Here is a 24,099-nt window from a genome sequence, read left to right as displayed (position 1 = left end):
CTTGCTCGTGTAGCATCCGCGCCTATGAAGTTTCCCAATAGAGTTACCAGCGGCTTGATTCTGCTGTTCACAAGCTGCGGCGCATTGGCGCAAAGCGAGTTGGACGTGCGCATCAAACCTTCAAACGACGCGCTGAAAGCCAATATCGAAGGCTATATCGGCGGGGTTGGCGAGCGTGACGAGGAAGCCTTGCAGCGCTTCAGTCGTGGTGCCGAGGAGCAGGCCCGCAAGGCCGCCCAGGCACTGGGCTTTTACCAGCCGCAGATTGCCAGTGAGGTAAAGGGCGGCAAGAACCCGCGCCTGATCCTCAGCATCGACCCCGGCGAGCCCGTGCATCTGCGTAATGTCACGATTCGGGTCGACGGCCCGGCGGCCGAGCTCAAGTCCTTTCGTGTCCCCGACAGTAAAGACCTCAAGTCCGGCGCCGTTCTCAACCATGGCCATTACGAAGATGCCAAGCGCCTGATTCAGAATCAGGCCTCGCGGTTCGGTTTTTTCAGTGGTCGTTTCAGCAGCCAGAAGCTATCCGTCGATCCCCAGGCCGGTGTGGCCGATATCGAGTTGGTCTACGACAGCGGCCCGCGCTACACCCTTGGCAAGGTCAGTTTTGCCGGTGATACACCCTTTGACGAAGAACTGCTGCAACGCATGGTGCCGTTCAAAAGTGGCACGCCTTACGACTCCGAATTGATTGCCGAACTGAACCAGGCGCTGCAATCGAGCGGCTTTTTCGAGAGCTTGCGGGTGGATGCCGCCCCGGCTGCGGCAGCCAATGATGTGATCCCGGTGGCCGTCCAACTGCAAACCCGCAAACCACGGACCATGGGCCTCGGCCTGGGGTACTCGACCGACGTCGGCCCGCGCGGCAAGGCCAACTGGACCCGTCACTGGGTCAACCCCCAAGGCCACAGCTATGGCTGGGAGGCCGAGTTGTCGGCGCCGCGGCAGAACGTCGGCCTGTGGTATGACATCCCCCTCGATCCGCCGCTGACCGACAAGCTGCGCTTCGCCGGTGGTTACCAGAACGAAGAAATGGCCAATACCGACACCGTGAGCAAGCTGCTCACCCTCGGCCCGGAATGGCACAGCAAGTTGCCCAGCGGCTGGACACGGGTGATCTCGCTGAAATGGCAGCGCGAAGAATACCGCCTGGGCGATGACTCCGGCCTGAGCAATTTGCTGATGCCGGGCCTGAGCTATTCCTACCTGCGCAGTGATAACCGCATCGACCCGCATAACGGCTACCGCCTGCAATTCGACACCAAGGTGGCCAAGGAGGGGGTGGGCTCGGACACCAACCTGCTTTATGGCACCGCCATGATCAAGGGCTTGACCACCGTGTGGGACAAGCACCGTTTCCTCGGCCGTGCGCAGTTTGGCGGCAGTGCCACCAATGGCTACAAGTCCGTGCCGCCATCCCTGCGCTTTTTTGCCGGTGGCGACCAGAGCGTGCGCGGCTACGAGTACCAGACCCTGTCCCCGGAAAACAACAAGGGCGACCGCATCGGTGGCCGCTACATGGTGGCCTTGAGCGCCGAATATCAGTATTCCATCGCCGAAAAGTGGCGGATCGCGACGTTTGTCGACCAGGGCAACTCCTTTAACAACCTGGATTTGCCGAGCCTGAAAACCGGTGTCGGTGTGGGGGTGCGCTGGGTTTCGCCGGTCGGCCCGATTCGTCTCGACCTGGCCCATGCCCTGGAAGATCCGGGCGGTATTCGTTTGCACTTTTCCATGGGGCCTGAGTTGTGATGCGTGCTTTGAAAATAACGGGCTTGAGCGTGGTGGCGCTGATCGCCCTGGTGTTGCTGGCCGTGTGGACCGTATTGGGCACACAAGTCGGCAGCCGCTGGACCCTGGGCCAGGTGCCGGGGTTGGCCGTGGACAATTTCCAGGGCCGCCTCGGCGGGCAATGGAGCGCCGACCGCCTGCTGTGGCAACAAGACAGCAGCCGCGTGGAACTCAATGCGCCGAAGTTCGACTGGTCGCCGGCGTGCCTGCTGCGCATGACCTTGTGTATCCAGCAACTGGACGTCGAGCAGATCAGCCTGCAATTCCCGCCCAGCACCGAAGAAAGCAGTGGCCCGATTACCCTGCCGGACTTGAACCTGCCCGTAGCCATCGAGCTGGGCGACGTGCGCGTCGGTAGTCTGCTGTTCAATGGCAGCGAAGAGCTCAAAGGCCTGCAACTGGCGGCACACTGGACCGCCGAAGGGATAAAGATCGACACGGTACACCTGCAGCGCGACGGCCTGGTGTTGGACCTCAGTGGCTTGCTTAATCCAAGTGGCGATTGGCCGTTGACGGCGACCGGCAACTTGAGCCTGCCCTACGCCCCTGGCGGTGCGCCGTGGACGGTGGCACTGAACGTCGAGGGCAACTTGCTCAAGACCCTCAAGCTCGACGCCGACAGCAGCGGCTACCTGCCGGCCAAGCTCAGCGGCGAGCTGCAACCCCTGGTCGAGAACCTGCCGGCGCAGGTGCGCATTACCGCCGATGGTTTCAAGGCCAGCGCCGACCTGCCGGATACCTTGCAGCTCAATCAGCTGGACCTCACCGCCAAGGGCGACCTGGGCAAAGGCTATCAACTGCTGGGCAAAGCCGTGCTGCCCGCCGAGAAAGGCCCGGTCGACCTGCTGCTGCAAGGCCGGGTCGATGCCAAGGGCGCGCAGATCGCCGGCCTGGACCTGACGGCCGGTGACAAGCAAAGCCTCAAGCTCAGTGCTCAGTTGGATTGGCAGCAGGGTTTCAGTGCTGACGCAAAAATCGACTGGCTGGACTTTCCCTGGCATCGCCTCTACCCAGTGATTGATGAGCCGCAAGTAGCGCTGCGTACCTTCAATGGAGAAGTCTCTTATAAAGACGGCAACTACCTGGGCAATCTCAAGGCCGACCTCGATGGCCCGGCCGGCAAGTTCAGCCTGGTCACGCCCTTCAGTGGCGACCTGACCCAAGTGTTCCTGCCGGAGCTGAAGCTGGTTGCCGGCCAGGGCAAGGCCGAAGGCCACCTGAACCTGAAATTTGCCGATGGCATCGCCTGGGATACCGCGCTGGACCTGTCGGCGATCAACCCGGCGTACTGGGTCGCGGAACTGCCGGGCACGCTCGCCGGGCCGCTGCGCAGCCAGGGCGAAATGAAAAACGAGCAACTCAAGCTCAATGCCGACCTCGACCTCAAGGGCCGTCTGCGCGGCCAAACCGCCGTGCTGGCCGCCAAGGCCGAAGGTGCGGGTGAGCAGTGGACCCTGGCCAACCTGGATATCCGCCTGGGCGACAACCGTATCAACGGCAGTGGCAGCCTGCAACAACGCCTGGCTGGGCAGATTGATATCAAGCTCGCGCGCCTGGCCCAGTTGTGGCCGCAGTTGCGTGGGCAGGTCAATGGCCGGCTCGATGTGGCCGGTACCTTGAAGGCGCCGCAAGGCAAGCTCGACCTCAAGGGCCAGCAACTGGCATTTGAAGATAATCGCCTGCAAGCCCTCAGCCTGGACGCCACCCTGGATAATGCCCAGCGCGCGAAGATCGACCTCAAGGGCAGCGGCATCCAGGCCGGTGACACCCAGCTCGGCACCCTGACCGCCAGCGCCCAGGGCGATATCAAGAGCCAGAAAGTCCAACTGGACCTGATGGGGCCGCTGGTCAAGCTGGCCCTGGCCCTGGACGGCAACCTCGACCAAGGCAACTGGCGCGGGCGCCTGGCCAGCGGCGATGTACAAGCCGGCGGCCAGGACTGGAAGCTGCAAGCCCCGGCGAAAATCGAGCGCATGGCCGACGGCAAGCTGACCTTCGCCGCCCATTGCTGGGTCTCCGGGCCCGCCAGCCTGTGTGGTGAAGACCAGCGTCTGATGCCCGATCCCAAGCTGCGCTACCACCTCAAGCAATTCCCCATCGACAGCCTGGCGCAATGGCTGCCCAAGGATTTTGCCTGGCAGGGCAAGCTCAACGCCGATATCCAGCTCGACCTGCCGGCCAGCGGCCCCAAAGGTCTGGTCTCGGTGGATGCCAGCGGCGGTACCTTGCGTGTCAAGGACAAGGACCAGTGGCTGGATTTCCCCTACGACACCCTCAAGCTGGAAACCACGCTCAATCCCACGCGCATTGATACCCAGCTGAATTTCCGCGGCGGCAAGCTCGGTGAGTTGCTGTTGCAGGCGCAGATCAACCCACTGGCGAAGAACAAGCCGATCTCCGGCAATTTCAGCCTTACCGGCCTCGATCTTGCGGTAGCACGGCCGTTCGTGCCGATGGTGGAAACCCTCAACGGCAAGCTCAACGGCAGCGGGCGGATTTCCGGCGGGCTGCTGGCGCCGCAGGTCAACGGCAACGTCAACCTGATCGCCGGTGAGATTTCCGGACCTGAACTGCCCATCAGCCTCGAAGGCCTGAACCTGCAGGCGCTGATTGCCGGTGAAAGCGTGCAACTCAACGGCGGCTGGCGCAGTGGCAAGGCCGGGCAGGGCAGCCTCAAGGGCCAGATCGACTGGGGCCGCGCCCTGGCGGTCGATCTCAGCCTGCAAGGCTCGCAACTGCCGGTCACGGTCGAACCCTACGCGGAACTTGAAGTGGCGCCGGACCTGAAAATCACCCTCAAGGACGACAAGTTGGCGATTGCCGGCAAGGTCCACATCCCGCGCGGTGATATCACCGTGCGCGAACTGCCGCCGTCGACCGTCAAGGTCTCGGACGACACGGTGATCGTCGGCAGCCAGACCGAAGAGGGCAAGCCGCCGATGGCGATGGCCATGGATATCAACGTGGTGGTGGGCGAGGACCAGCTCAACTTTGCCGGCTTCGGCCTGACCGCCAAGGTTCAGGGCCAGGTGCATATCGGCGACAACATGGACACCCGTGGCGAGCTCTGGCTCAACGATGGTCGCTATCGTGCCTACGGCCAGAAACTCGATGTACGCCGTGCGCGCCTGATGTTTGCCGGGCCCCTCGACCAGCCGTATCTGGACATCGAAGCCATCCGCAAGACCGACGACGTGATCGCCGGGATCCGCCTGAGCGGTAGCGCCGAACAGCCCACCACACAGATCTTCTCGGAGCCGGCGATGAGCCAGGAGCAGGCGCTGTCGTACCTGGTGCTGGGGCGTCCGTTGAGCACTACGGGTGAAGACAACAACATGCTGGCGCAGGCAGCGCTGGGCCTGGGCTTGATGGGCAGTGCCGGGGTGACTTCGGACATCGCCAAGAACCTGGGGATCCAGGACTTCGAACTCGATACCCAGGGCAGTGGCAACAACACGGCAGTGGTGGCCAGCGGCAAGATCACCGAGAAACTCAGCCTGCGTTACGGGGTTGGGGTGTTTGAGCCGGCCAGCACCATTGCCTTGCGCTATCTGTTGAGCAAGAGGGTGTATCTGGAAGTGGCCAGCGGCGTGGCCAGCTCATTGGATATCTTCTACAAACGGGATTTCTGACGTGACGTGGTCAAAAAGTGTAGGAGCGAGCTTGCTCGCGAAAAACGTCAACGATAACGCGTGCTTACTGAATGAATGCGGCGCCTGTAAGTTTTTCGCGAGCAAGCTCGCTCCTACAAAAAAGCCTTAACTGACTGGCATTAGAGCAAGCTCCCACATGTTTTGCGTGATCCTCGGGCCTAGGGCTGGCACACCAGCGACACCCGCTCAAAGTTCAGCGCCTTGTCACGTTCTGCCAGCGCATAGGGCGCCTGGCATTGTTGCTCGCCCCACTTGATGACCAAGGTGCCTGAGTCCTGCTCCATCAGCGCCAGTGCCTTGCCGCTAGGGTCGGCAATCGCGATCTGTTTGCCTGCCATGTCCTCGATGGCCGCGCCAAATGGAATCGGCTGGCGCTGGGCATCAAACAACGCGAACTGCACGCGGCGCCCGGTCTTGCTGATGTACCGCGCCAACACGATTGCACCACGGCGTGGTACCACCTGTTGGGTGGCGTTATCGATCTCGATGTCTGCCCCCAGGTCGCGGGTGTCCAGGCTGATCCAGTTCACCCGATAGGGTTGGGCGTTGGACACCACGGCAAAGCCGTTGCGACCTGTCTCGGCGCCGCTGTAGCTGCCAATTTTCACCCCGGCCACGTCCGGCACTTCGGCCAGGGCAAAGGTCTCGCCCACGGTCTGCCCCAGGTTGATACCGCCTGCGTGGCCCACGATCGAGCCGGACAGGTTGAGGTTTTGCGAGTTGTAGCCGCTGCCCTGGCCATACCCTGCGCTGATATCCATGACAGAGGTGCGGGTGCTGAGGTTGGCCGAACCGGTACTGCCGCCGTTGCTGCTATTGCCGCCTTGCACCGAATAGTAGGTGTCGCTGTTTTCCGAGAGGTAACCGTTGATGCCCACTTGGGTGCTGTCGCTGTTCTTTTGCGTACTGGCAGAGACAAATGCCCGTGGCGCGCGAGGTGCCGAACCCAAGGGGAACGACAGCGACAGGTTGACCAGGGTGTCATTGTTCGCCGGCCCGTAATTGCCAACATCCTTGGAATAGGTGGCTGACAGGTTGTAGCTCATTTCGCCCCAGTAGTTGCTGTAGCCCGCCGACACGCTCTGGGAGCCGCCGCGTCCCCAATAACGCTGGTCGCTGGCGTTCATATAGACGTTGCCGTACTGCTGGTTGCGGCCCAGGCTCTGGTTGACGGTCAGGTCGGTACGGGTTTTCGAGTTGCCCGTGCGCTTGAGGCCATCGGCGCTCAGTTCCTCGACGTGGTCGGTCAGGGTCCGATAGCCTTCAGTGGAGTAGCGATAGGCGGCCAGGGTAAAACTGGTATCGGTGCCGGTGAACGTCTTGGCATACAACGCCCGCAGGCTATTACCCTGGACTTTCTGGCCTTCGGTGCGGCTGGAGGAGTGCGTCACGTCCACCGAAACCGCACCAATCGGCGTATTGCGACCGGCGCCCAGGGACAGGGCCTGGAAGTTCTCCGTTGCCTGTACCCCGACAATGCCCGACAGGTTGCTGCTGATGCCATAGGCCAGGGTGCTGCTGACAAACTGTGGCGTCGCTTGGTCGTCGTTATTGCTGTTGTACTTACCGGCCGAGACGCTGTATTTCACCTGGCCCTGGCGAACCATGATCGGCAGGCTGGAAAACGCTTGCATGGTGACCCGGCGCCGACCATCGGCTTCGATGACGGTCACTTCCAGGTCGCCGTTGGAACCGCTGGGGTAGATATCGCTGATTTCGAACGGGCCCGGCGGCACGTTGGCGGTGTACAGGATGTAGTTGTTCTGGCGGATCTCCACGGTCGCGCTGGTCTGCGCCACGCCACGGATGATCGGCGCATAGCCGCGCTCACTGTCGGCGCGCATGCCCTCGTCGGACGCCAGTTTCAGCCCGCGATAGCGCACGCTGTCGAACAGGTCGGCATCGGAGAAGATATCGCCGGCGCTGAATTGGCCCTTCAAGGCGGTCACGTCATGTTGCAGGTAACTGCGGTTGCTCTTGAAGGTGCTGGGTCGGCCGGTGCTGCTGTTGAAGTTCGACTCGTTGCGCAGCCGCCACGCGCCCAGGTTGATGCCGTTGCGCAGGCCCAGGTTATTGGACAGCGTGGTGTTGTAGTCGGTGTGGTTACGGTTGCTGCTCAACTGATAGTTGATAAACGCCGCCGACACGCCGTCGTCCCACAAGGCCGGGTCCACGTAGCCACGGCGGCCGCGCTCCATGGCCTGTTGCGGCACGCTGACCAGCAGGCGCAGGCGGGGGACGTCGTAGCGCACGCTGGCGTGCTCAATCAGGGCGGGCAGGTCATAACAGGCTTGTGGGTCATCGAGGGTGAGTTTTTCACTGGCTTGCAGTTTGGCGATGTCGATGCCCAGTTGTTGCAGCATTTCCAGGGTCAGGCAAGGATCAACCTTGCCGTTGGCGGGGTTGCGGCGAAAGTCGATATCGCGACGGCCCACCAGGGTGTCGTTGCTGTAGAGGTCAACCCGGTAGTTGCCAGGCAACACACTGTTGGCTGCCAGCAGCAGTTGCAGGTCGACGGAGGACGGTGCGCCTTGCAGAAACGTGGTGTTGAACTGTTCAGTGGAGTCCTGCTCGCTGCCTTCGGCCAGGCACGTGGTGCTGGAGGTGATGACAATAAGCAGTGGCGCCCACTGAGTCAGCCGCCCACAGCGGTTCCCGCCAAGATTTAATCTGCTGCGCATAAATAAAAACATGTAGGAAACCTATATCACCTCCGATACGAACTAACGGAGCGAAGAGAAATACGGTAGAAGTACGTGTGCCAACCAGGCAGGTACGTTAAGGCGACTCTTTGTCTGGTGTGGCCTGGGAGTCGGCAGTGTTGGACAGTTTCGCGGTATATCGATCTTGTGCGCCGTAATCGTTGATGCTGCTAAATAGCAATGTGGCTGTGTGGGTGCGATCTAGCTGTTTCAGTGCAAACTCTTTTTGTTCGCCGGGTGCAATCATCGTTGAATCAAAAGGCTTATCTTTTAGTTGCCCTGACTCAAGTGTTATATCCGCGATTGAAACGTGATAAAGCCCCGGATTATTGACACGCAGGACGGTTTTGCCAGCACGCTCTTCCAGGCGCCATAACAACGCTACTGGGGCCTGATAGGCGTTGGATTCCAGCCCGGCAGGGCGGAAGAACACCTTGATGCGCTGGCGCACTGCAAGCTGCAAGGTGTTTTGTGTTTTCGAGGCCTGGGGGATTTCCTGGACGTTGAGCCAGACCACCGACTCTTTGTCGGTTGGCATGCCTTTGCCTTCGTAGATCACCCGCAGTAACTGCTGCTCCTGGCCACTGACCCGGGCCAACGGCGGGGTGACTGCAAAAGGCACTGAGTTTGCATCAGCGCTGTCGGTATCGATCCAGGACTGGATCAGCACGGCGTCACCGCTGTTGCGCACGGTAATGCCGGCTTCCTTGTGCTGGCCGTCGAACACCAGGCGGGTGGCGCTCAGGGAAATGCTGGCATGGGCCTGGCTGATGGCGAACAGGCCAAGCAGGCCCAGGCACAATGACCGAGAGGAATGAGAAAACATGATGAGTACCGCTGGTTTGGAAGAAAGGGCGGGGCTGTAAAGCCCCGCACCAGGGTTCAGGCGTGTTGCAGGTTTATTCGTATTGCAGGGTGAACGGCAGGGTAGCGTCAGCACGACCGGCAACCACGGTGTCCAGTGCAGCAGTGGTGACGTAGGCTGCGGAGAACTTCAGCGTTGCGTTGCTATCTTGCAGATTGCTCTCGATCTTGGCCGCGGCTGGCGAGCTCAGGTCGATGATCGCGCCATTGGCGTCGAGCAGGGCAATACCGACGTTCTTGGCAGCGCCCAGACCACCAATCACGTTCAAGACCTTGGTGCCGGCCACGATGCCCGTGCCTGCGCCTCGGGTGGGTTCAAAGAGCATCGCCACTTTGGTACCCGCGTTGCAGTTGATCTTCATGTCGAAGTTTTCAGCGCTCAGTTTGCCGCTGCCAATCGGTGCAGCAGCAGTGCCCATGTCCTTGATGGACACTTCACCCATTTCCACGGAAATGTTTTTGTTGAGGCCAGCGCCTTCAACGGAACATGCGTCGTTGTTGATCACGCCGGTGAAGTTGATGGTGCCGCTGCCAGCCTTGACAGGAGCTACCGGATCACCTCCAGCTGCATAAGCGGCGCCAGTGGCGGCGAACATCGAAAGGGTCAGAAGTGCGAGGGAAAGCTTTTTCATGCTCAATTCCATTGTTTGGGTTAAGAGGTTCTATGAAGTGCCAGAACACGATATAGAACCCCCCCAAAGGGAGGAATCAGACGATCCTTAGAAGCGCGGATTTGAGCGCTGCCGCAGGGTTTTTTAGTTGTTATTGTTAGTTGAAAAGTTTGCGCTCGATACAGTAAGCAAGTAACGCCTGGTCGCTGGTAACTTCCAGTTTGCGCATGGCCGATACTTTTTGCGTACTGATGGTCTTGGCGCTTCTATTCAACCCCCGTGCAATCTCATTGACACTTTGCCCGCTGATGAACAGGCGCAATATTTCGTGTTCCTTGGGCGATAACAGGGTGAAGCGTTCGTCCAGGTCGACGGATTCAATGACCGAAGTCGATTGTGGCCCGGCACTGTGGAAAGGCGTGCCATTGGCGATGGACTTGAGCGCTACCTGGATTTCGTCGTGCAGTTGGTTCTTCTGGATCACCCCGACCACCCCGAGCTCCTGCAAGCGGGTCAGGATCAGCGGGTTGGAGATCATCGTCAGCACCAGGATATGCACCGCAGGAAAGTGCCGCGTCAGGTACTCCACCAGCTTGAGGCCGTCGCCGTAGGGGGAGTCGGCCGGCATATTGAAGTCGGTGATCACCACGTCGACCGACTGTTGCTCAAGCAGGTTGACCAGTTCGGTGGAGTCCAGGGCTTCGCCCACCACGTTGAAGCGCTTATCGCGCTCTACCAACTCGCGAACGCCCACCAGTACGATCGGATGATCGTCGGCAATGACTACGTTTAACTTTTCCATGACGCAATATCCATAAGGGCGAAAAGACGGTGAAGTTACCCAAGCGTATTGATTAAAGCCTCCAGGCGTTCGAGCTGCCCCCGAACCTCCTGTGCCAGGGCGGGGGTGACGCTCAAGCCCATCAACCGGCACTCAAGGTCAACAAAGGCCGTGGCCAGGTTTTCTGCCCGCACCGCGCCCAGGGCGCCGGCCATGCTGTGCAGTTGCTGGGCAACGGCATTGGCATCGGCACGCTCCAGTGCTGCGCGCACACCCTGTATATCGACCTGTAGGGTGCTGGCAAACAGCTCACGCATTTTCGGCGATAACTGCACCTGGTCCATCACGACGATGCCAGGCTCTGCCACGTTTGCCTTGCAATGCAGCAACAGTTGCTTGCGCAAGGTAGACAAGCTCAGTGGCTTGACCATCCAGGCGTTCATGCCGACCGCCGCGCAGTGCTCGCCTTCCTCGCGCAAGGCGTTGGCCGTGACGCCGATGATGGGTATATCGGCATCTTGTTGGCGCAGGGCCTGGGCCAGTTCATAGCCATTCATCAGCGGCATATTGACGTCGGTCAGCACCAGGTCGAACTGCCCAGGCCGCCACTGCACCAGAGCCTGCTCGCCGTTGACGGCGGTCACCACCGAGCAGCCGAGGGCTTCGAGTTGTTCCTTGATGATCGCCGAGTTGATCGGGTTGTCTTCGGCCACCAGGACCTTCAGGTTCAGGCGTTGCGTGTGTTCGGGCTGCGCTGGCCGGCTCGGTCCTGTGCTGCCAGCCTGCGCCAGGCACACGGCCCAGGCAATCGCGCGTACATCATAGGCATCGACCTGCCAGGCGCCGCCCGCGTAGGCCGGCGGGTTTGGCCCGTCGGCGCTGGCGATCACACGTGATCCAGGCCAGGGCGCATCTTTGGCGCTCGGCAATACATCCACCCACACGGCTGACGACAGGGCTGGTGGCAACTGAGGGCTGGCTTCCACGCCCAGGCGATTGAGCCAGGCGCACAGGTGCTGCGCCAACTCCGGCACTGGTGCGCGCACATAAATCGCAGGCGCCTGCGGCGCGAACTCGGGGCAGTCGGCCAGTGTGCCGGCTACCGGTTCAAGGTCCAGTTGCAGGGTAAAGCTGCTGCCCAGGCCAGGCTCGCTGACGACGGTCAGCGAGCCTGCCATCAACTCGCACAACCATTTGCAGATCGCCAGGCCCAGCCCCGCACCGGTTTGATGGCCGGTGCCGTGGACCTGATAGAACGGGTCGAACAACTGCACCTGCTGGGCCTGTGAAATGCCCACGCCCGAGTCGCTGACCTGCCATTGCAGGCGCGCCCGGTTGGCATCCAGTGAGCGTAGCCGCAGCACCACTCGCCCGTGGTCAGTGAACTTGATGGCATTGCTCAGCAGGTTGTTGAGAATCTGCCGGATCCGCAACGGATCGCCCCGCACCCGGTCCGGCACCGTCGCGTCGATGCAGGCATAGAGTTGCAAGCCTTTGGCCCGGGCAAAGGCGCTGTAGGTGCGCACGGTGTCCTCGGTCAATTCCAGGGGGCAGAAGTCCTGGGCTTCCAGGGTCATTTGCCCGGACTCGATCTTCGACACATCCAGCACATCGCTGATCAGTTGGAACAGTGTGGCGGAGGAGCGCTGGATGGTGTGCAGGTAATCCTGCTGGCGCGGTTGCAGCGGCGTTAGTCCGAGTAATTCCAGGGTGCCGAGTACGCCGTACAAAGGCGTGCGGATTTCATGGCTCATGGTCGCCAGGAAGCGGGTCTTGGCTTCATTGGCCGAGTCGGCGGCGAGGCGGGCGTCTTCCAGGGCAATCGCATCTTCGATATGCCGCGTCACATCATGGAAGGCACACAGCCAGGCGTCCTGGCCTTGATAGCGGGTATTGATGAAGGCCACTTGCAGATGGCGCCCGTCGATCTCCAGGTCGGCCTGGCCGGACTCGCTGAGGTTGCAGTGCTGGCACAGGGCATTGATCAGCTTTGGCGTGCCTTGCCACTGCCGCGCGCGCTGGTTTTCCAGCAGCACGTGATGGTCGCTGCGGCGTATCACGCACAGGCCGGCCGGTGCGGTATCGATCACGGCACGGCTGAAGGCTTCGCTTTCGGCAATGCTGGCGTGGGCCTGGTGGGCGGGCAGGATTACATGGTTTTTGTACCAGCGATTGAAGGCTCGGCCGCCGCCCAGGCCTGCCAGTATCAGCACGGCCAGGCACAGCAGCGGCCACAAGGCATAGCTCAAGAAACTCTTGAAACCGATGACATAGATCGCCGTCCAGGGTTGTGCATCGGGGCTGGTCAGCTTGAACACCAGCCCATCACGGGTGAAGTTCACCCCGTTTTCCAGGACTTTTCCTGCGTTCTGGGCCCCGGCCAGCACTTCGCCGGACGGTGCGATCAGGGTGAAGTGGTCGTAGATCGACCACTGCATGAGGCGCTCGATGTTATTGACCTGGGACGGTGCCAGCAGCGAGGCGACCAGTACATGGCTGCTGGCGCCCTGGATATGCAGGCTTGTCGGGGCCAGGTCAATGTGGATATAGGCGAGCAAGGTGGGGGTCACCGCGCTGCTGGAGGCGTCACCGAAGGCTTTCCAGTGGACTTGGTTGTCCGGCGGTTGGCGAGGGTTTTCGTGCAGGCTGGTTTCTACCCGGTGCACCACATTGGCAAAGGCCCCGCCCTGGATCTGCCCTGCATCACGCAGGGCACCGGCTGAAGGTACCGAAATATCAAAGTTGTCCGGCCCGTTGAACAGCAGAACCTGGGGTGACTGATAGTGCGAAGCCGACCAGAAGGCGCTGTAGAAAGCCGTCAGGTGGGCGGCCAGGTCAAACACCTTGGTGCGTTGGCTGGGGGCAATACGTGCCGGGTTGAGCTTCACGCTGTAAGGCAGGGAATAGCTGAACTCCCGGCCTTCATAAATATTCGGCCCCTGCTCGGGCAACGCCCTGGGTGTGGGCTGCGCAGAGGTCAACGGTGGCAACAGGTCGCCCTGGGCACTTTGCTGGGAAACCGTGGCAAGAAAGGCCTGTTGTTCCGCGATGTTTTCCATCAACCGGGCAAAGTGAAAACGCGTGGTGTCGCTCTGTTCGCCGATCATGCGTTGCACGCCCACGTAGCTGATCCCCGCCAGCACCAGCACCAGGGCGCCGAGCACCATCAAGCCTTTGTTCAGGCGCAGTGAACTGCTGGCCAGTTTCTCCAGGAAGGCATTGGGCTGATTCATTACGCGACCCGGCAGGCGGGAAGGGGAAAACGGTCGGACACAATGGCCTCTGAAATAAAGTCTCAATAGGTGCTTGCCGGACCATCCTGGTTCAGCAACTGCTGGAACTGGTCTGAAGAGACCGCGTGGGAAATCAGGAAGCCCTGGACCTGAGTGCAGTCGATCTTACGCAACAGCGCAAGTTCTTGCGCGGTTTCCACGCCTTCGGCCACTACGGTCAGGCCCAATTGTCGGCCGAGGGCGACAATGCTGGTCAGTGCCTGTGCCAGTTCTTCGTTGTCGTTGCAGCCCTGGACCAGTGCGCGGTCGATCTTCAGTTCGGTAAACGGCGTCGACACCAGGTTCATGTACGAACTGTAGCCCTTGCCGAAGTCATCCTGGGACAGGCCAAAACCCTTGATCCGCAAACGGCAGGCGCCGGCGTAGAAATTACTGATGTCCTGGGGCACCGAGCACTCCATCAACTCGAAACAAATGCGCCCGGGAATGCCCTGGTGTTCCAGGACGAAGGCGAGGATGCGGTCGGCCAGGTCATAGCTGTTGAGCAGGTGCGTGGGCAAGTTGATCGACACCGGGATGTCATAGCCCTGTACCCGCCAGCGGGCCTGGGCGGCGATGGCCTGTTCCAGTACCCGCCACAGCAGGCGCTCCTCCAGGCTGTAGGCCTTGAGTGCGGGCAGGAATGCACCGGGCAGTAACACGCCGTACTCGGGGTGGATCCAGCGCACCAGGGCTTCGGCGGCGACAATGCGCGCGTTGGCCAGGGCTTTCTTGGGTTGGAACCAGGCTTGCAACTCGCCGTTGTCCAGGGCTTCAAGAATGGCCTGGCGCTCGATGCCCGGCGCCGTTTCGGGCAGTACCACCTGGCGCAGGCCCAGCAATTGCTCGGTGAGGTTGCGCAAGGCTGCGATGTTCACCGGCTTGGATATCAGCCCGATCACATTCACTTGCAGGTTACTCGCCACCAGGCTTGCGCTCATCAGCATGCGTCGGGAGGCGGCGCTCATGATCGCCAGTGCCGGCTTGGCGCGCAGAGTGGCCAGGCCCTGGATAAATTGCACACCGTCCATGCCGGGCATCAGCAGGTCGGTCAGCACCAGGTCGAAAGTGCGCCGGCGCAGACAGGTCAATGCCTCTTCGCCATCGCGCGCCGATTCCACATGGAAATCCCCCAGCTCACTGAACAGATGCTGCAGGTACTGATGCTGGAAGGGGTGGTCTTCGACGATCAAAATGCTACAGCGATTCATGGAGGGCTCGTTCATAGGGAGCCAGTTCATTGAACAGGGCTCGCAGGGTGAAGGGTTTGACCAGGCAGTGATTCATCCCGGCCGCCAGGCATAAGGCTGCTTCGCCACGCATGGCGTTGGCGGTGGCGCCGATGATTGGCACGTTGCAGCCCAGGCGTCGTAGTTCCTGGGCCAGTGCGTAGCCGTTGAGCTTGGGCATGTTGACGTCGCTCAGCACGATGTCGAACGTTCCGGCGCGCCAGCGTGACAGGGCTTCTTCGCCGTCCGAGGTGAGTTCCACGGTGCAGCCCAGCTCTTCTAATTGATCGCGCAGGATCAGTTGATTGATGACGTTGTCCTCGGCCACCAGGATATGCAGGTGCAACTTGCGCAGATGGCGCTGCTCATGGCTCGCCTGGGGTGTCGCCACCGGTATGCCCTGGGCCTGGCTCACCGCGTGGTGAATGGCGTGCAGGTCATTGAGGTTGACTTTGCAGCCGCCCAGCATGATCTGCGGCACTGTGCAGCCGTCGCTGCTGGCCAGCACCAGTGGCCCGTTCCACTGCGGTGCCAGGCGTAGCTCGGCCTGGCCGGGGTGCAGCTCGATCAACAGGCCCGCGCCGGCCGGGTCCATGGCCGATGGCAAGCCGATCTGCGGGCGGGCGCCCCAGCGGCGCAACCAGCCGCTGACGGCCTCGGCCAGTTCGCGGACCGGCGACACCACGTAAATGACGTCTGGCAACAAGGCCGTCATGCTGGTGGGCAACACGTCTTTGGCGCACTCCACCAGCGGCAGGGTCAGGGAAAAACTGCTGCCCAGCCCGGTCTCGCTGACCATGCGCAGGCTGCCATTCATCAAGTGTGTGAGGCGCAGGCAGATCGGCAGGCCCAGGCCGGTTCCGGCCACTACATTGGTGTTGCCGGCGGTCTGGTAGAACGGGTCGAAAATAAACGGTTGATCGTCACCGGCGATGCCTTTGCCGGTGTCCGAGACCTGCCATTGCACGCTGGCGCGTTCGCCATCGCGGCTCAACAACGTGGCCCGCAAGACGATGCGCCCGGAGTCGGTGAACTTCACTGCATTGCTCAACAGATTGTTGAGGATCTGGCGGATCCGGCTGATGTCGCCGATGACCCGGTCCGGCATCTGTGGGTCGATGCAGGCATACAGGTGCAAGCCCTTGCTCTGGGCCGCCGCGGCATAGCCGTGGACCACTTCCTGGACCAGGGCCAGGGTGGAAAACTCGCTCAGTTCCAGGGCCAGTTGCCCGGCCTCGATCTTGGACACGTCGAGCACGTCACAGATCAATTGCAACAAGGTAGCGGAGGAGCCTTCTATGGCTTGCAGGTAGCTTTTCTGTTGCGGGTCCAGATGGGTGCGGGCCAGCAGTTCCAGGGTGCCCAATACGCCATACAGCGGGGTGCGGATTTCATGGCTCATGGTCGCCAGGAACAGGGTCTTGGCCTCATTGGCGGCGTCGGCCAGTTGCCGCGCCTGCTCCAGCGCCGCTTCGATCTCGGTGCGCGTACTGATGTCGCTGAAGGTGCACAGCAACACGTCCTCACCTTTGTAGCGGGTGGGCGCACAGCTAAGGTACAGGTGGCGGCCGTCGGCGGTTTCAAAGTAATCGGAAAGCGTCGGCGCCTGGGTATCGAAGGCTTGGCGGATCCAGCCAGGGCTCAGCTGTTCGCGTTCACCGCTCTGGCCCAGCCATTGCTGGCACAGGGTGTTTTCCAGCACCACTTGGCCGTCGGTGCGGCGCAATACACACAGGGCCACAGGGGCGGTCTGGATCACGTCACGGCTGAACAGCTCGCTTTCCACCAGGGCCTGGATACGGTGGATCGCGGGCGCAATGAAGCGGTGTTCAATGCGGCGGGTCAGCAGCCACACCAGGCTGATACCAAACACACAGAACGCCAGGGCGCCGAGCAGTTGTGGCCACAACGATAACAGCACCGCACGCAGGTCGATGGAGTAGGTCAGTTGCCAGTCCGAGGACTTCAGCTGTTTGCGCAGCACCAGTTGCTCGGGCAGCCATCCATTGCCGACAAAACCAAAGAAATCATGTTGCAGCAGGCGCGGCAAGGCCTGGCTGGCCTGGGGCCGGGCGCTGTTGCTGAACAACGGCAACCCTTGGGAGTTGAACATGGTGAACTCCCCGGCGCTGTGATCGCTCAGGGTGTTGGAGACTTCGCGGTCATCCATTTCCAGGCCCAGCCAGCCGGAGTCCGCATCGCGCTCGTCCAGGCGAATGAAAATGTACAACTGGGAGTGGCCTTGGGTGCTTTGGGTCAGCCACAGTTCTTGCAGGGCGGGAGGGTTTACCTGTTTCAGGTGGTCCAATTGCTTGAGCAGGTCCTTTGGCAAATCACTCGCTGGCGGGGTGGCGTTGTACAGGCGCAGCACCTTGGCCTCGGCGCCACTGGTGACGTAGATCAGGTTGAGTTGCTTGTCCTTGAGGTAATCGCGCATGCGCTGGGTCAGCCAGATACTCCATTGCTTGGCGGGGCGGGTGCCCAGCAGCAGGTGGATTTCTTCGGCGGACACGGCGCTGTCGGCATTTTTAACGCGCCGGGTGGCCGACAGGCTGAGGCTTTCGAGCAGGGATTCTCGGGTGGTGAAAAACGTATGAGCTTCGGCAATGGCGCTGCTCATATAGCTGCGCCGCTGGGAAATTTCATTGTTGAACGTGAACAGCAGGAAGCTGTACACCCCACCCAGGATGCCCACCAGCACCACCAACGCAAAAATGCGCAACAGGCGGCGGGCGGCGTCGGGGGTAGACAGAATCGGGCTGATCTGGTGCAGGTAGGTCTTCAATCGCATGCCGGCACTTTAGGTGTCGCCGGGTGTAGGGAAAATCAGACGATCCTTAGTTTGCTACAGGTAGTTCACGATAAACGTCACGCTGGTGTTGCCGTTGCCGGCCTTGAGTTCAGTGCTGCCCAGGCGGTAGTAGGCCGCCGACAGCGGGATGTTGAAGCTGGTGCCGCTCGTGGTGAAAGCGTTGAAGGGATAGGTGGTATCCAGTGCCAGGGGCTGTCCGGCCTGATTCATCAATTGCAGGGCGATGTCCTTGGCGTTGGTCTTGTCGTTGCTGAGCGCAACAATGCCTTTGGCTGCGTCGATGACCGGGGTGTTGGCCTTGATCGAGTAGGTCACCTTCTTGATGCCGGTCTGGCACTGTTTCAGGGCAATGTTGAAGGGTACTCGACGTTGGGTGGGACCAGTCCGGGGGAAGTCTTCGAGGGTGTAGTCGATCCCCATGTCCACCGGGACGGAAGGGGTCTGGCAGGAGGCGCTGTTCAAGACGATGGCATTGGTCAGGTTGAATCTTTTCAGGATCAGATCATCGTCTTGCAAAGTGCCCAGGAGGCCTGCACTGATCCTGACTTTATCCGTCAGTTCGCCAGTCTTGATGATTTCCAGGCGCACCGACCCTGCACTGATCCCGTAGTTGGCGTTTGAGGGGATTGGCTGCAAGGAGAGTTCGTAGCGGTTTAACGAATCCATCCAGATACGGTAGGAGAGCCCGCTTTTGCCCAGGGGGAAGATCGATTCCCTGCCAGTGATCGTCCCGTGCGACGGATTGAGGAGTACGCCGTACTGCGAGGTTGCCGTGCATCTCCAGAGGTGAGCGCTTGCGGACAGAGTGTCTTGGTAGACCACGGTGCCATTGGGAGTGTCGGCGGGTATCGTCAGGCCGGCGCTGGCCAGGCTGGCGCCGAAGTTGAGGGTTTGCGTGACGGAATCGGTGGCCGTGCAACTGCCCGCCATGGCGACTGAGGAGCAAGCCAGCGTCATCATGACGATGAAGGTGAGCAAGGGGCGCGGAAGTGTTGAACGCTGCATGAGGGGCTATACGTGCTGGCAAAGGAGGGCTACACGGTAATCACGCCATCCGCTGCTGCCTATCAGGTGATCCTTAGAACATACCGTTGAGTAGTCAATTGCCAAGCAAGCTAAGCATTTTGTTTGACATTCACTGCCTAGGCAGTAATATTTAGTCACATATTCGCTGCCTAGGCAGTAATAAGGTGACTTGCCGATGGATCACTTCACCCCGCAAAACTTCCATAACTGCCACCTCGGCCTGTTGCTGGGCCGCGCCGCGATCCTCAAGGACCGCATCATCGATACCCACATGGAACCCCACGGCATCACCGCCGCGCAGTTCAAGGTGTTGATCATCATGGCCCAGTTCGGCGTCGATACCCCGGCAGAACTGTGCCGCAACCTGTCCCTGGACAGTGGCTCGATGACCCGCATGCTCGACCGCCTGGAGCAAAAGGACCTACTGGCGCGCAAGCGTTCCGAACAGGATCGGCGCCAGGTGCAGCTTGTGCTCACTGCTGAAGGCCAGCGCCTGGCAGACCTGTTGCCGCAGATCGGCGCCCAGGCCCTGAACCAGTTGGCCGGCGTGCTGGAACCCGGTGAGTTGCAGACCCTGGAACGCATCCTCAAGAAAATCCTTATCGCGGCAGGTGATCCCATCACGCTGCAGCGCGTAGGGCGTACTGATTAACCCAAGGTACTTGTCATGGCGACTGCCCAAGCAAACAACACCGCTGAATCCCAACCCAACGACAGCAACCCGCGCAAACGCAAAATCATGCTGCTGGGCCTGACCCTGATCGTGGTTCTCGGCATCGTCGGTGTGTGGGGTTGGCACGAACTGTATGGCCGTTGGAGCGAAAGCACTGATGACGCCTACGTCAACGGCAATGTGGTGGAAATCACCCCGCTGGTCACCGGTACCGTGGTCAGCATTGGTGCCGATGATGGCGACCTGGTGCATGAAGGCCAGGTGCTGATCAACTTCGATCCCAACGATGCCGCCGTCGGCCTGCAAAGCGCCCAGGCCAACCTGGCGCGTACGGTGCGCCAGGTGCGTGGCTTGTACAGCAATGTCGATGGCATGAAGGCTCAGGTACTGGCGCAAAAAGCCCAGGTGCAAACCGCCCAGGACAACTTCAACCGCCGCAGAATCCTCGCCCAGGGTGGCGCGATTTCCCTGGAAGAACTGTCCCATGCCCGCGACGCCCTGAGTGCGGCGAGCAACTCCCTGGCCAACCTGCAACAGCAACTCAACACCTCCACCGCGCTGGTGGATGACACGGTGATTTCGTCCCACCCGGATGTGCAGGCCGCCGCTGCGCAATTGCGCCAGGCCTATCTGGCCAATGCGCGCAGTACCCTGATCGCACCGGTCACCGGCTACGTCGCCAAGCGCACCGTGCAACTGGGTCAGCGTGTCGAACCGGGCACCGCATTGATGGCGGTGATTCCCCTGGACCAACTGTGGATCGACGCCAATTTCAAGGAAACCCAGCTGCGCAATATGCGCATTGGCCAGCCGGTGGACATCGAGGCCGATCTCTACGGCAGTGATGTGAAGTACAGCGGCACCATCGACAGCCTCGGCGCCGGAACCGGCAGCGCATTTGCCTTGCTGCCGGCGCAGAACGCCACCGGTAACTGGATCAAGATTGTGCAGCGGGTGCCGGTGCGCATTCATATCAATGCCGAGGAACTGGCCAAACACCCATTGCGGGTGGGTTTGTCGACCCAGGTGGAGGTCAATCTGCACGACCAGAGCGGCCCGGTGCTGGCGCAACAGCCGCCGCAAAAAGCCTCGTTCAGCACCAATGTGTATGACCGCCAGTTGAGCGAAGCCGACGCGATGATCACCCAACTGATCCATGACAACAGCGTGGCCGTGCCCAAGGCAGCGCAACGCTAATGAGCGATAACGCCTCTTTCACACCGCCCAGCTTGCTGATGGCCACCATTGGCCTGTCCCTGGCGACCTTCATGCAGGTGCTCGACACCACCATCGCCAACGTGGCGTTGCCGACCATTTCCGGCAACCTGGGGGTGAGTTCGGAGCAGGGCACCTGGGTCATCACCTCGTTTGCGGTGAGCAATGCGATTGCCTTGCCGCTGACCGGCTGGTTGAGCCGGCGCTTTGGCGAAGTGAAGTTGTTTTTGTGGGCCACCCTCCTGTTTGTGCTGGCCTCGTTCCTGTGTGGTGTCTCCACCTCGATGCCCGAGCTCATCGGGTTTCGGGTGCTGCAAGGCCTGGTGGCGGGGCCGTTGTACCCGATGACCCAGACCCTGCTGATTGCGGTGTATCCGCCCGCCAGGCGCGGCATGGCCCTGGCGTTGCTGGCGATGGTCACGGTGGTGGCACCGATTGCAGGTCCCATTCTCGGTGGCTGGATCACCGACAGCTACAGCTGGCCGTGGATCTTCTTTATCAACGTGCCCATCGGGATTTTTGCGGTGATGGTGGTGCGCTCCCAGCTCAAGAAGCGCCCGGTGGTGACCAGCCATCAACCGATGGATTACGTCGGGTTGTTGAGCCTGATCGTCGGGGTCGGGGCCTTGCAGATCATCCTCGACAAGGGCAACGACCTGGACTGGTTCGAGTCCAACTTCATCATCATCGGCGCGGCCATCTCGGTGATCGCCCTGGCGGTGTTCGTGATCTGGGAAATGACCGATAAACACCCGGTGGTCAACCTGCGGCTGTTTGCCCACCGCAATTTTCGCATTGGCACTATTGTGCTGGTGCTGGGCTACGCCGGGTTTTTTGGCATCAACCTGATCCTGCCGCAGTGGTTGCAGACGCAGATGGGCTACACCGCGACCTGGGCCGGGTTGGCCGTGGCGCCGATCGGGATTCTGCCGGTGTTGATGTCACCGTTTGTCGGCAAATATGCGCACAAGTTCGACCTGCGCCTGCTGGCCGGCCTGGCATTCCTGGCGATTGGCCTGAGCTGCTTTATGCGCGCCGGGTTCACCAATGAAGTGGATTTCCAGCACATCGCCATGGTGCAACTGTTCATGGGCATCGGTGTGGCACTGTTCTTTATGCCGACCTTGAGCATCCTGATGTCTGACCTGCCACCCCACCAGATCGCCGACGGCGCAGGCCTGGCGACATTCCTGCGGACCCTGGGCGGCAGCTTTGCGGCATCGCTGACCACCTGGATCTGGATTCGCCGGGCCGATCAGCATCATGCCTACATGAGCGAGAGCATGAGCACCTATGATTCCGCCACGCGGGATGCGCTCAATGCCCTGGGCGGTGCTGGGCACAAGGCCTATGCGCAACTGGACCAGGTCCTCACCAGCCAGGCCTATATGATGTCCACCGTGGATTACTTCACGTTGCTGGGGTGGATGTTCATGGGCTTGATCCTGCTGGTGTGGCTGGCCAAACCGCCGTTTACCGCGAAGGCGGGGCCGGCGGCGTCAGGTCACTGATCTTGCGGTGCATGCGGTCAAACATGTGGGAGTGCCCCAACATTCACCGAGTCACTAAAGAACCACCACCGCGACCAACCCACACACCACCCCCATCAGCATGGTCAGCCCAGCCACCGTCACCAGCACCCGCGCATCGAAATCCTTGCGCAGCATCAACAGTGACGGCAGGCTCACGCTCGGCAGGGTCATCAACAGTGCCACCGCCGGTCCGGTCCCCAGCCCAAGGGCCATCATGGTTTGCACAATCGGGATTTCCGCCGCCGTCGGGATCACAAACAAGGTGCCGACAATCGCCAGCGGCACCAGCCACAGCAAGCTGTCGGCCATTGCGCCATCCACATGGGGAAACAGCCACACCCGCGCCGCGCCCAGCAGCAACACCGCCAGGATGTACACCGGGATGGTGCTCCAGAACAACTGCCACAGGGTGCGCAACCAGCGGCTGAGGAACGGCTGGGTCTCGGTGCCACTGGCGTCGGCCACGGCCTCCAGCGCCACCTGTGGCACTTGCTCAGGACGAGCGATACGTTGGGCGATCAACGCTACCCCGATCACCAGCACGATCCCGGCCACCAGCCGCAGCGCGGCAAAGTCCCAGCCCAGGACAAAGCCCATGAACACCAGCGTGGCCGGGTTGAGCACCGGGTTGGCCATCCAGAACGCCAGCGCGGCCCCCACCGAAACCTGTTGGCGGCGCATGCCGGCCGCCACTGGCGCGGCGCAGCAACTGCACATCATGCCCGGCAGGGCGAACAGCCCGCCGCGTACCGTGGAGCCAAGCCCGGCGCGGCCGAACAAGCGCAACAGCCAGTCCCGTGGAATCAAGACCTGCAGCAACGAGCCGAGAATCACCGCCAGCACGGCGGCTTTCCAGATCGCGAGGAAATACACCTGGGCATAGGCCAGGGCCGCCGCCAATGGCGAGCCTTGCTGGTCATTGAGAATCGAGTTACCGATGCTGTGGCTGTCGGCCGCGATGAAGGCCTTGAAGTAGTAGGGCGACCACTTCACGTAATACAGGCCGACGCAGGCCACCAACAGGAACAGCGCCGGTTTCCACCAGAAGGACCAGCCGCGTGCAGGGCTGGCAGAGGTGAGGTTAGACATGGTCAAGATCCGCAGATAAGTCGATAGCGACGCATCATACGCGGTCATGAACCTTGTAGGAGCCAGCTTGGTGGCGATAGCAGCCTGTCAGACGGGACGCAATCGCCGGCAAGGTCATGCATCGGCGTTGTTTACGTGCGTCGCATCCGGGCACGTGTGCAAGCCGTTATCCAGCCCTTGCTTGTAGTTGCGGCTGAGCAGGCTGGCCTTGCCGTTGTGCCAGGTCAGGGTCAGCACGTACAACGTGTCGAAGTCACCGCCGGACCAGTCTTCGGTGATAGTGTATTTCTCACCGACCGCTTCGCTCGCCACCTTATTGATCAACTCCGGCAGGTAGCCGTGGGACCAGGCCGTGTAGATGGTGGAGTTGTGGTATTTGTCTTCCATCAATTCGTCAGCCAGGTCGCTGGTATCGTTGGCCGAAAACTCGATGTTGACTGGTAGCCCAAGTTTGATCGCGCTGGGGCTGATGGTCATCAATGGACGAATATAGCTGTAGGAATTGTCGAACTCGCCTTCCTCGACATTGCGCGTCGGATTGGCGGCGAACACGAAATCGGCAGCGCCGAATTTTTCCGGCAGCACCGTGGCCAGGTTCATCGCGCGGTTGAGGCCCTGGCAATTGAGCTGGCCCAGGCCGCCGGCGGGTTTTTCGCCATGGCGCAGGAAGACCAGGGTCTGTACGCCGTTCTTCGGCTCGGCACTGCTTTCGCGAGCTTCGAAGGCCAGCATCAAGGCGCCGCCTACGAAGAACATCGGTAGCAGGTAGTAAGCATATCGTTTAAAGCGTTTACCAAGGCACAGAGGCTTGATTGTCATGAGGTTTCGAGTCTTCAGTGCTTCGGATCA

15 protein-coding genes are annotated in these 24,099 nt (G+C 61.0%); 5 read left to right on the top strand and 10 right to left on the bottom strand.

Features of this window, described 5'->3' with window-relative positions; translation table 11 throughout:
• Positions 1–24: 24 nt before the first annotated feature.
• Entirely contained in the window at positions 25–1,752 is a 1,728-nt protein-coding gene (locus BFQ03_RS18790) for an autotransporter assembly complex protein TamA (protein ID WP_032860244.1), read from the top strand.
• The gene (locus tag BFQ03_RS18785) at positions 1,752–5,423 is read left to right on the top strand and encodes a translocation/assembly module TamB domain-containing protein (RefSeq protein ID WP_083204867.1); all 3,672 of its coding nucleotides are present in this window, start codon (positions 1,752–1,754) and stop codon (positions 5,421–5,423) included. The genes BFQ03_RS18790 and BFQ03_RS18785 overlap by 1 nt, the downstream gene beginning before the upstream one ends.
• Positions 5,424–5,602: 179 nt before the next feature.
• On the opposite strand, the gene BFQ03_RS18780 is transcribed toward BFQ03_RS18785, so the two are convergent.
• From BFQ03_RS18780 to BFQ03_RS18745, 8 genes are all read right to left on the bottom strand, one after another.
• Positions 5,603–8,125 (bottom strand): fimbria/pilus outer membrane usher protein, encoded by a 2,523-nt coding sequence (locus BFQ03_RS18780; protein WP_065943728.1) that lies wholly within the window; start codon positions 8,123–8,125, stop codon positions 5,603–5,605.
• Between the two features lie 97 nt (positions 8,126–8,222).
• A complete protein-coding gene (locus BFQ03_RS18775; RefSeq protein ID WP_032860242.1) occupies positions 8,223–8,972 on the bottom strand; it encodes a fimbrial biogenesis chaperone in 750 nt (249 codons plus the stop codon).
• Positions 8,973–9,045: 73 nt separating this feature from the next.
• On the bottom strand, positions 9,046–9,642 hold the full coding sequence (locus tag BFQ03_RS18770) for a fimbrial protein (protein WP_065943672.1): 597 nt from the start codon (positions 9,640–9,642) through the stop codon (positions 9,046–9,048).
• Between the two features lie 136 nt (positions 9,643–9,778).
• Positions 9,779–10,423 (bottom strand): response regulator, encoded by a 645-nt coding sequence (locus BFQ03_RS18765; protein ID WP_032860240.1) that lies wholly within the window; start codon positions 10,421–10,423, stop codon positions 9,779–9,781.
• A gap of 35 nt (positions 10,424–10,458) precedes the next feature.
• Positions 10,459–13,635 (bottom strand): hybrid sensor histidine kinase/response regulator, encoded by a 3,177-nt coding sequence (locus BFQ03_RS18760; RefSeq protein WP_065943673.1) that lies wholly within the window; start codon positions 13,633–13,635, stop codon positions 10,459–10,461.
• 62 nt (positions 13,636–13,697) lie between these two features.
• Positions 13,698–14,885: a response regulator cyclic di-GMP phosphodiesterase PvrR gene (locus BFQ03_RS18755; protein ID WP_032860238.1), complete on the bottom strand. Its 1,188-nt coding sequence runs from the start codon at positions 14,883–14,885 to the stop codon at positions 13,698–13,700.
• Positions 14,872–17,694 carry a response regulator gene (locus BFQ03_RS18750; RefSeq protein ID WP_065943674.1) on the bottom strand — a complete coding sequence of 941 codons (2,823 nt, stop codon included), beginning with the start codon at positions 17,692–17,694 and terminating at the stop codon, positions 14,872–14,874. Before BFQ03_RS18750 ends, BFQ03_RS18755 begins: the two co-directional genes overlap by 14 nt.
• Positions 17,695–17,748: 54 nt before the next feature.
• Positions 17,749–18,720 carry a fimbrial protein gene (locus BFQ03_RS18745; RefSeq protein ID WP_050593347.1) on the bottom strand — a complete coding sequence of 324 codons (972 nt, stop codon included), beginning with the start codon at positions 18,718–18,720 and terminating at the stop codon, positions 17,749–17,751.
• Between the two features lie 196 nt (positions 18,721–18,916).
• Between BFQ03_RS18745 and BFQ03_RS18740 the strand changes: the two genes are divergently transcribed.
• The 3 genes from BFQ03_RS18740 to BFQ03_RS18730 are packed head-to-tail and all read left to right on the top strand — an operon-like array spanning position 18,917 to position 22,140.
• The gene (locus BFQ03_RS18740) at positions 18,917–19,393 is read left to right on the top strand and encodes a MarR family winged helix-turn-helix transcriptional regulator (RefSeq protein ID WP_032860236.1); all 477 of its coding nucleotides are present in this window, start codon (positions 18,917–18,919) and stop codon (positions 19,391–19,393) included.
• 15 nt (positions 19,394–19,408) lie between these two features.
• Positions 19,409–20,611: an HlyD/EmrA/EmrK family protein gene (locus tag BFQ03_RS18735; protein WP_032860235.1), complete on the top strand. Its 1,203-nt coding sequence runs from the start codon at positions 19,409–19,411 to the stop codon at positions 20,609–20,611.
• On the top strand, positions 20,611–22,140 hold the full coding sequence (locus BFQ03_RS18730) for a DHA2 family efflux MFS transporter permease subunit (RefSeq protein ID WP_032860234.1): 1,530 nt from the start codon (positions 20,611–20,613) through the stop codon (positions 22,138–22,140). The genes BFQ03_RS18735 and BFQ03_RS18730 overlap by 1 nt, the downstream gene beginning before the upstream one ends.
• A 54-nt stretch (positions 22,141–22,194) precedes the next feature.
• On the opposite strand, the gene BFQ03_RS18725 is transcribed toward BFQ03_RS18730, so the two are convergent.
• Both BFQ03_RS18725 and BFQ03_RS18720 read right to left on the bottom strand, forming a co-directional pair.
• On the bottom strand, positions 22,195–23,250 hold the full coding sequence (locus BFQ03_RS18725; RefSeq protein ID WP_065943675.1) for a permease: 1,056 nt from the start codon (positions 23,248–23,250) through the stop codon (positions 22,195–22,197).
• Between the two features lie 114 nt (positions 23,251–23,364).
• Complete coding sequence (locus BFQ03_RS18720; protein WP_032860232.1) at positions 23,365–24,069, bottom strand: hypothetical protein; 705 nt, start codon at positions 24,067–24,069, stop codon at positions 23,365–23,367.
• Positions 24,070–24,099: the final 30 nt, after the last annotated feature.

The sequence above is a fragment of the Pseudomonas sp. 25 R 14 genome (assembly GCF_900004755.1).
Classification (GTDB): Bacteria; Pseudomonadota; Gammaproteobacteria; order Pseudomonadales; family Pseudomonadaceae; genus Aquipseudomonas; species Aquipseudomonas brenneri.
This window is presented reverse-complemented; position numbering and strand designations above follow the sequence as displayed.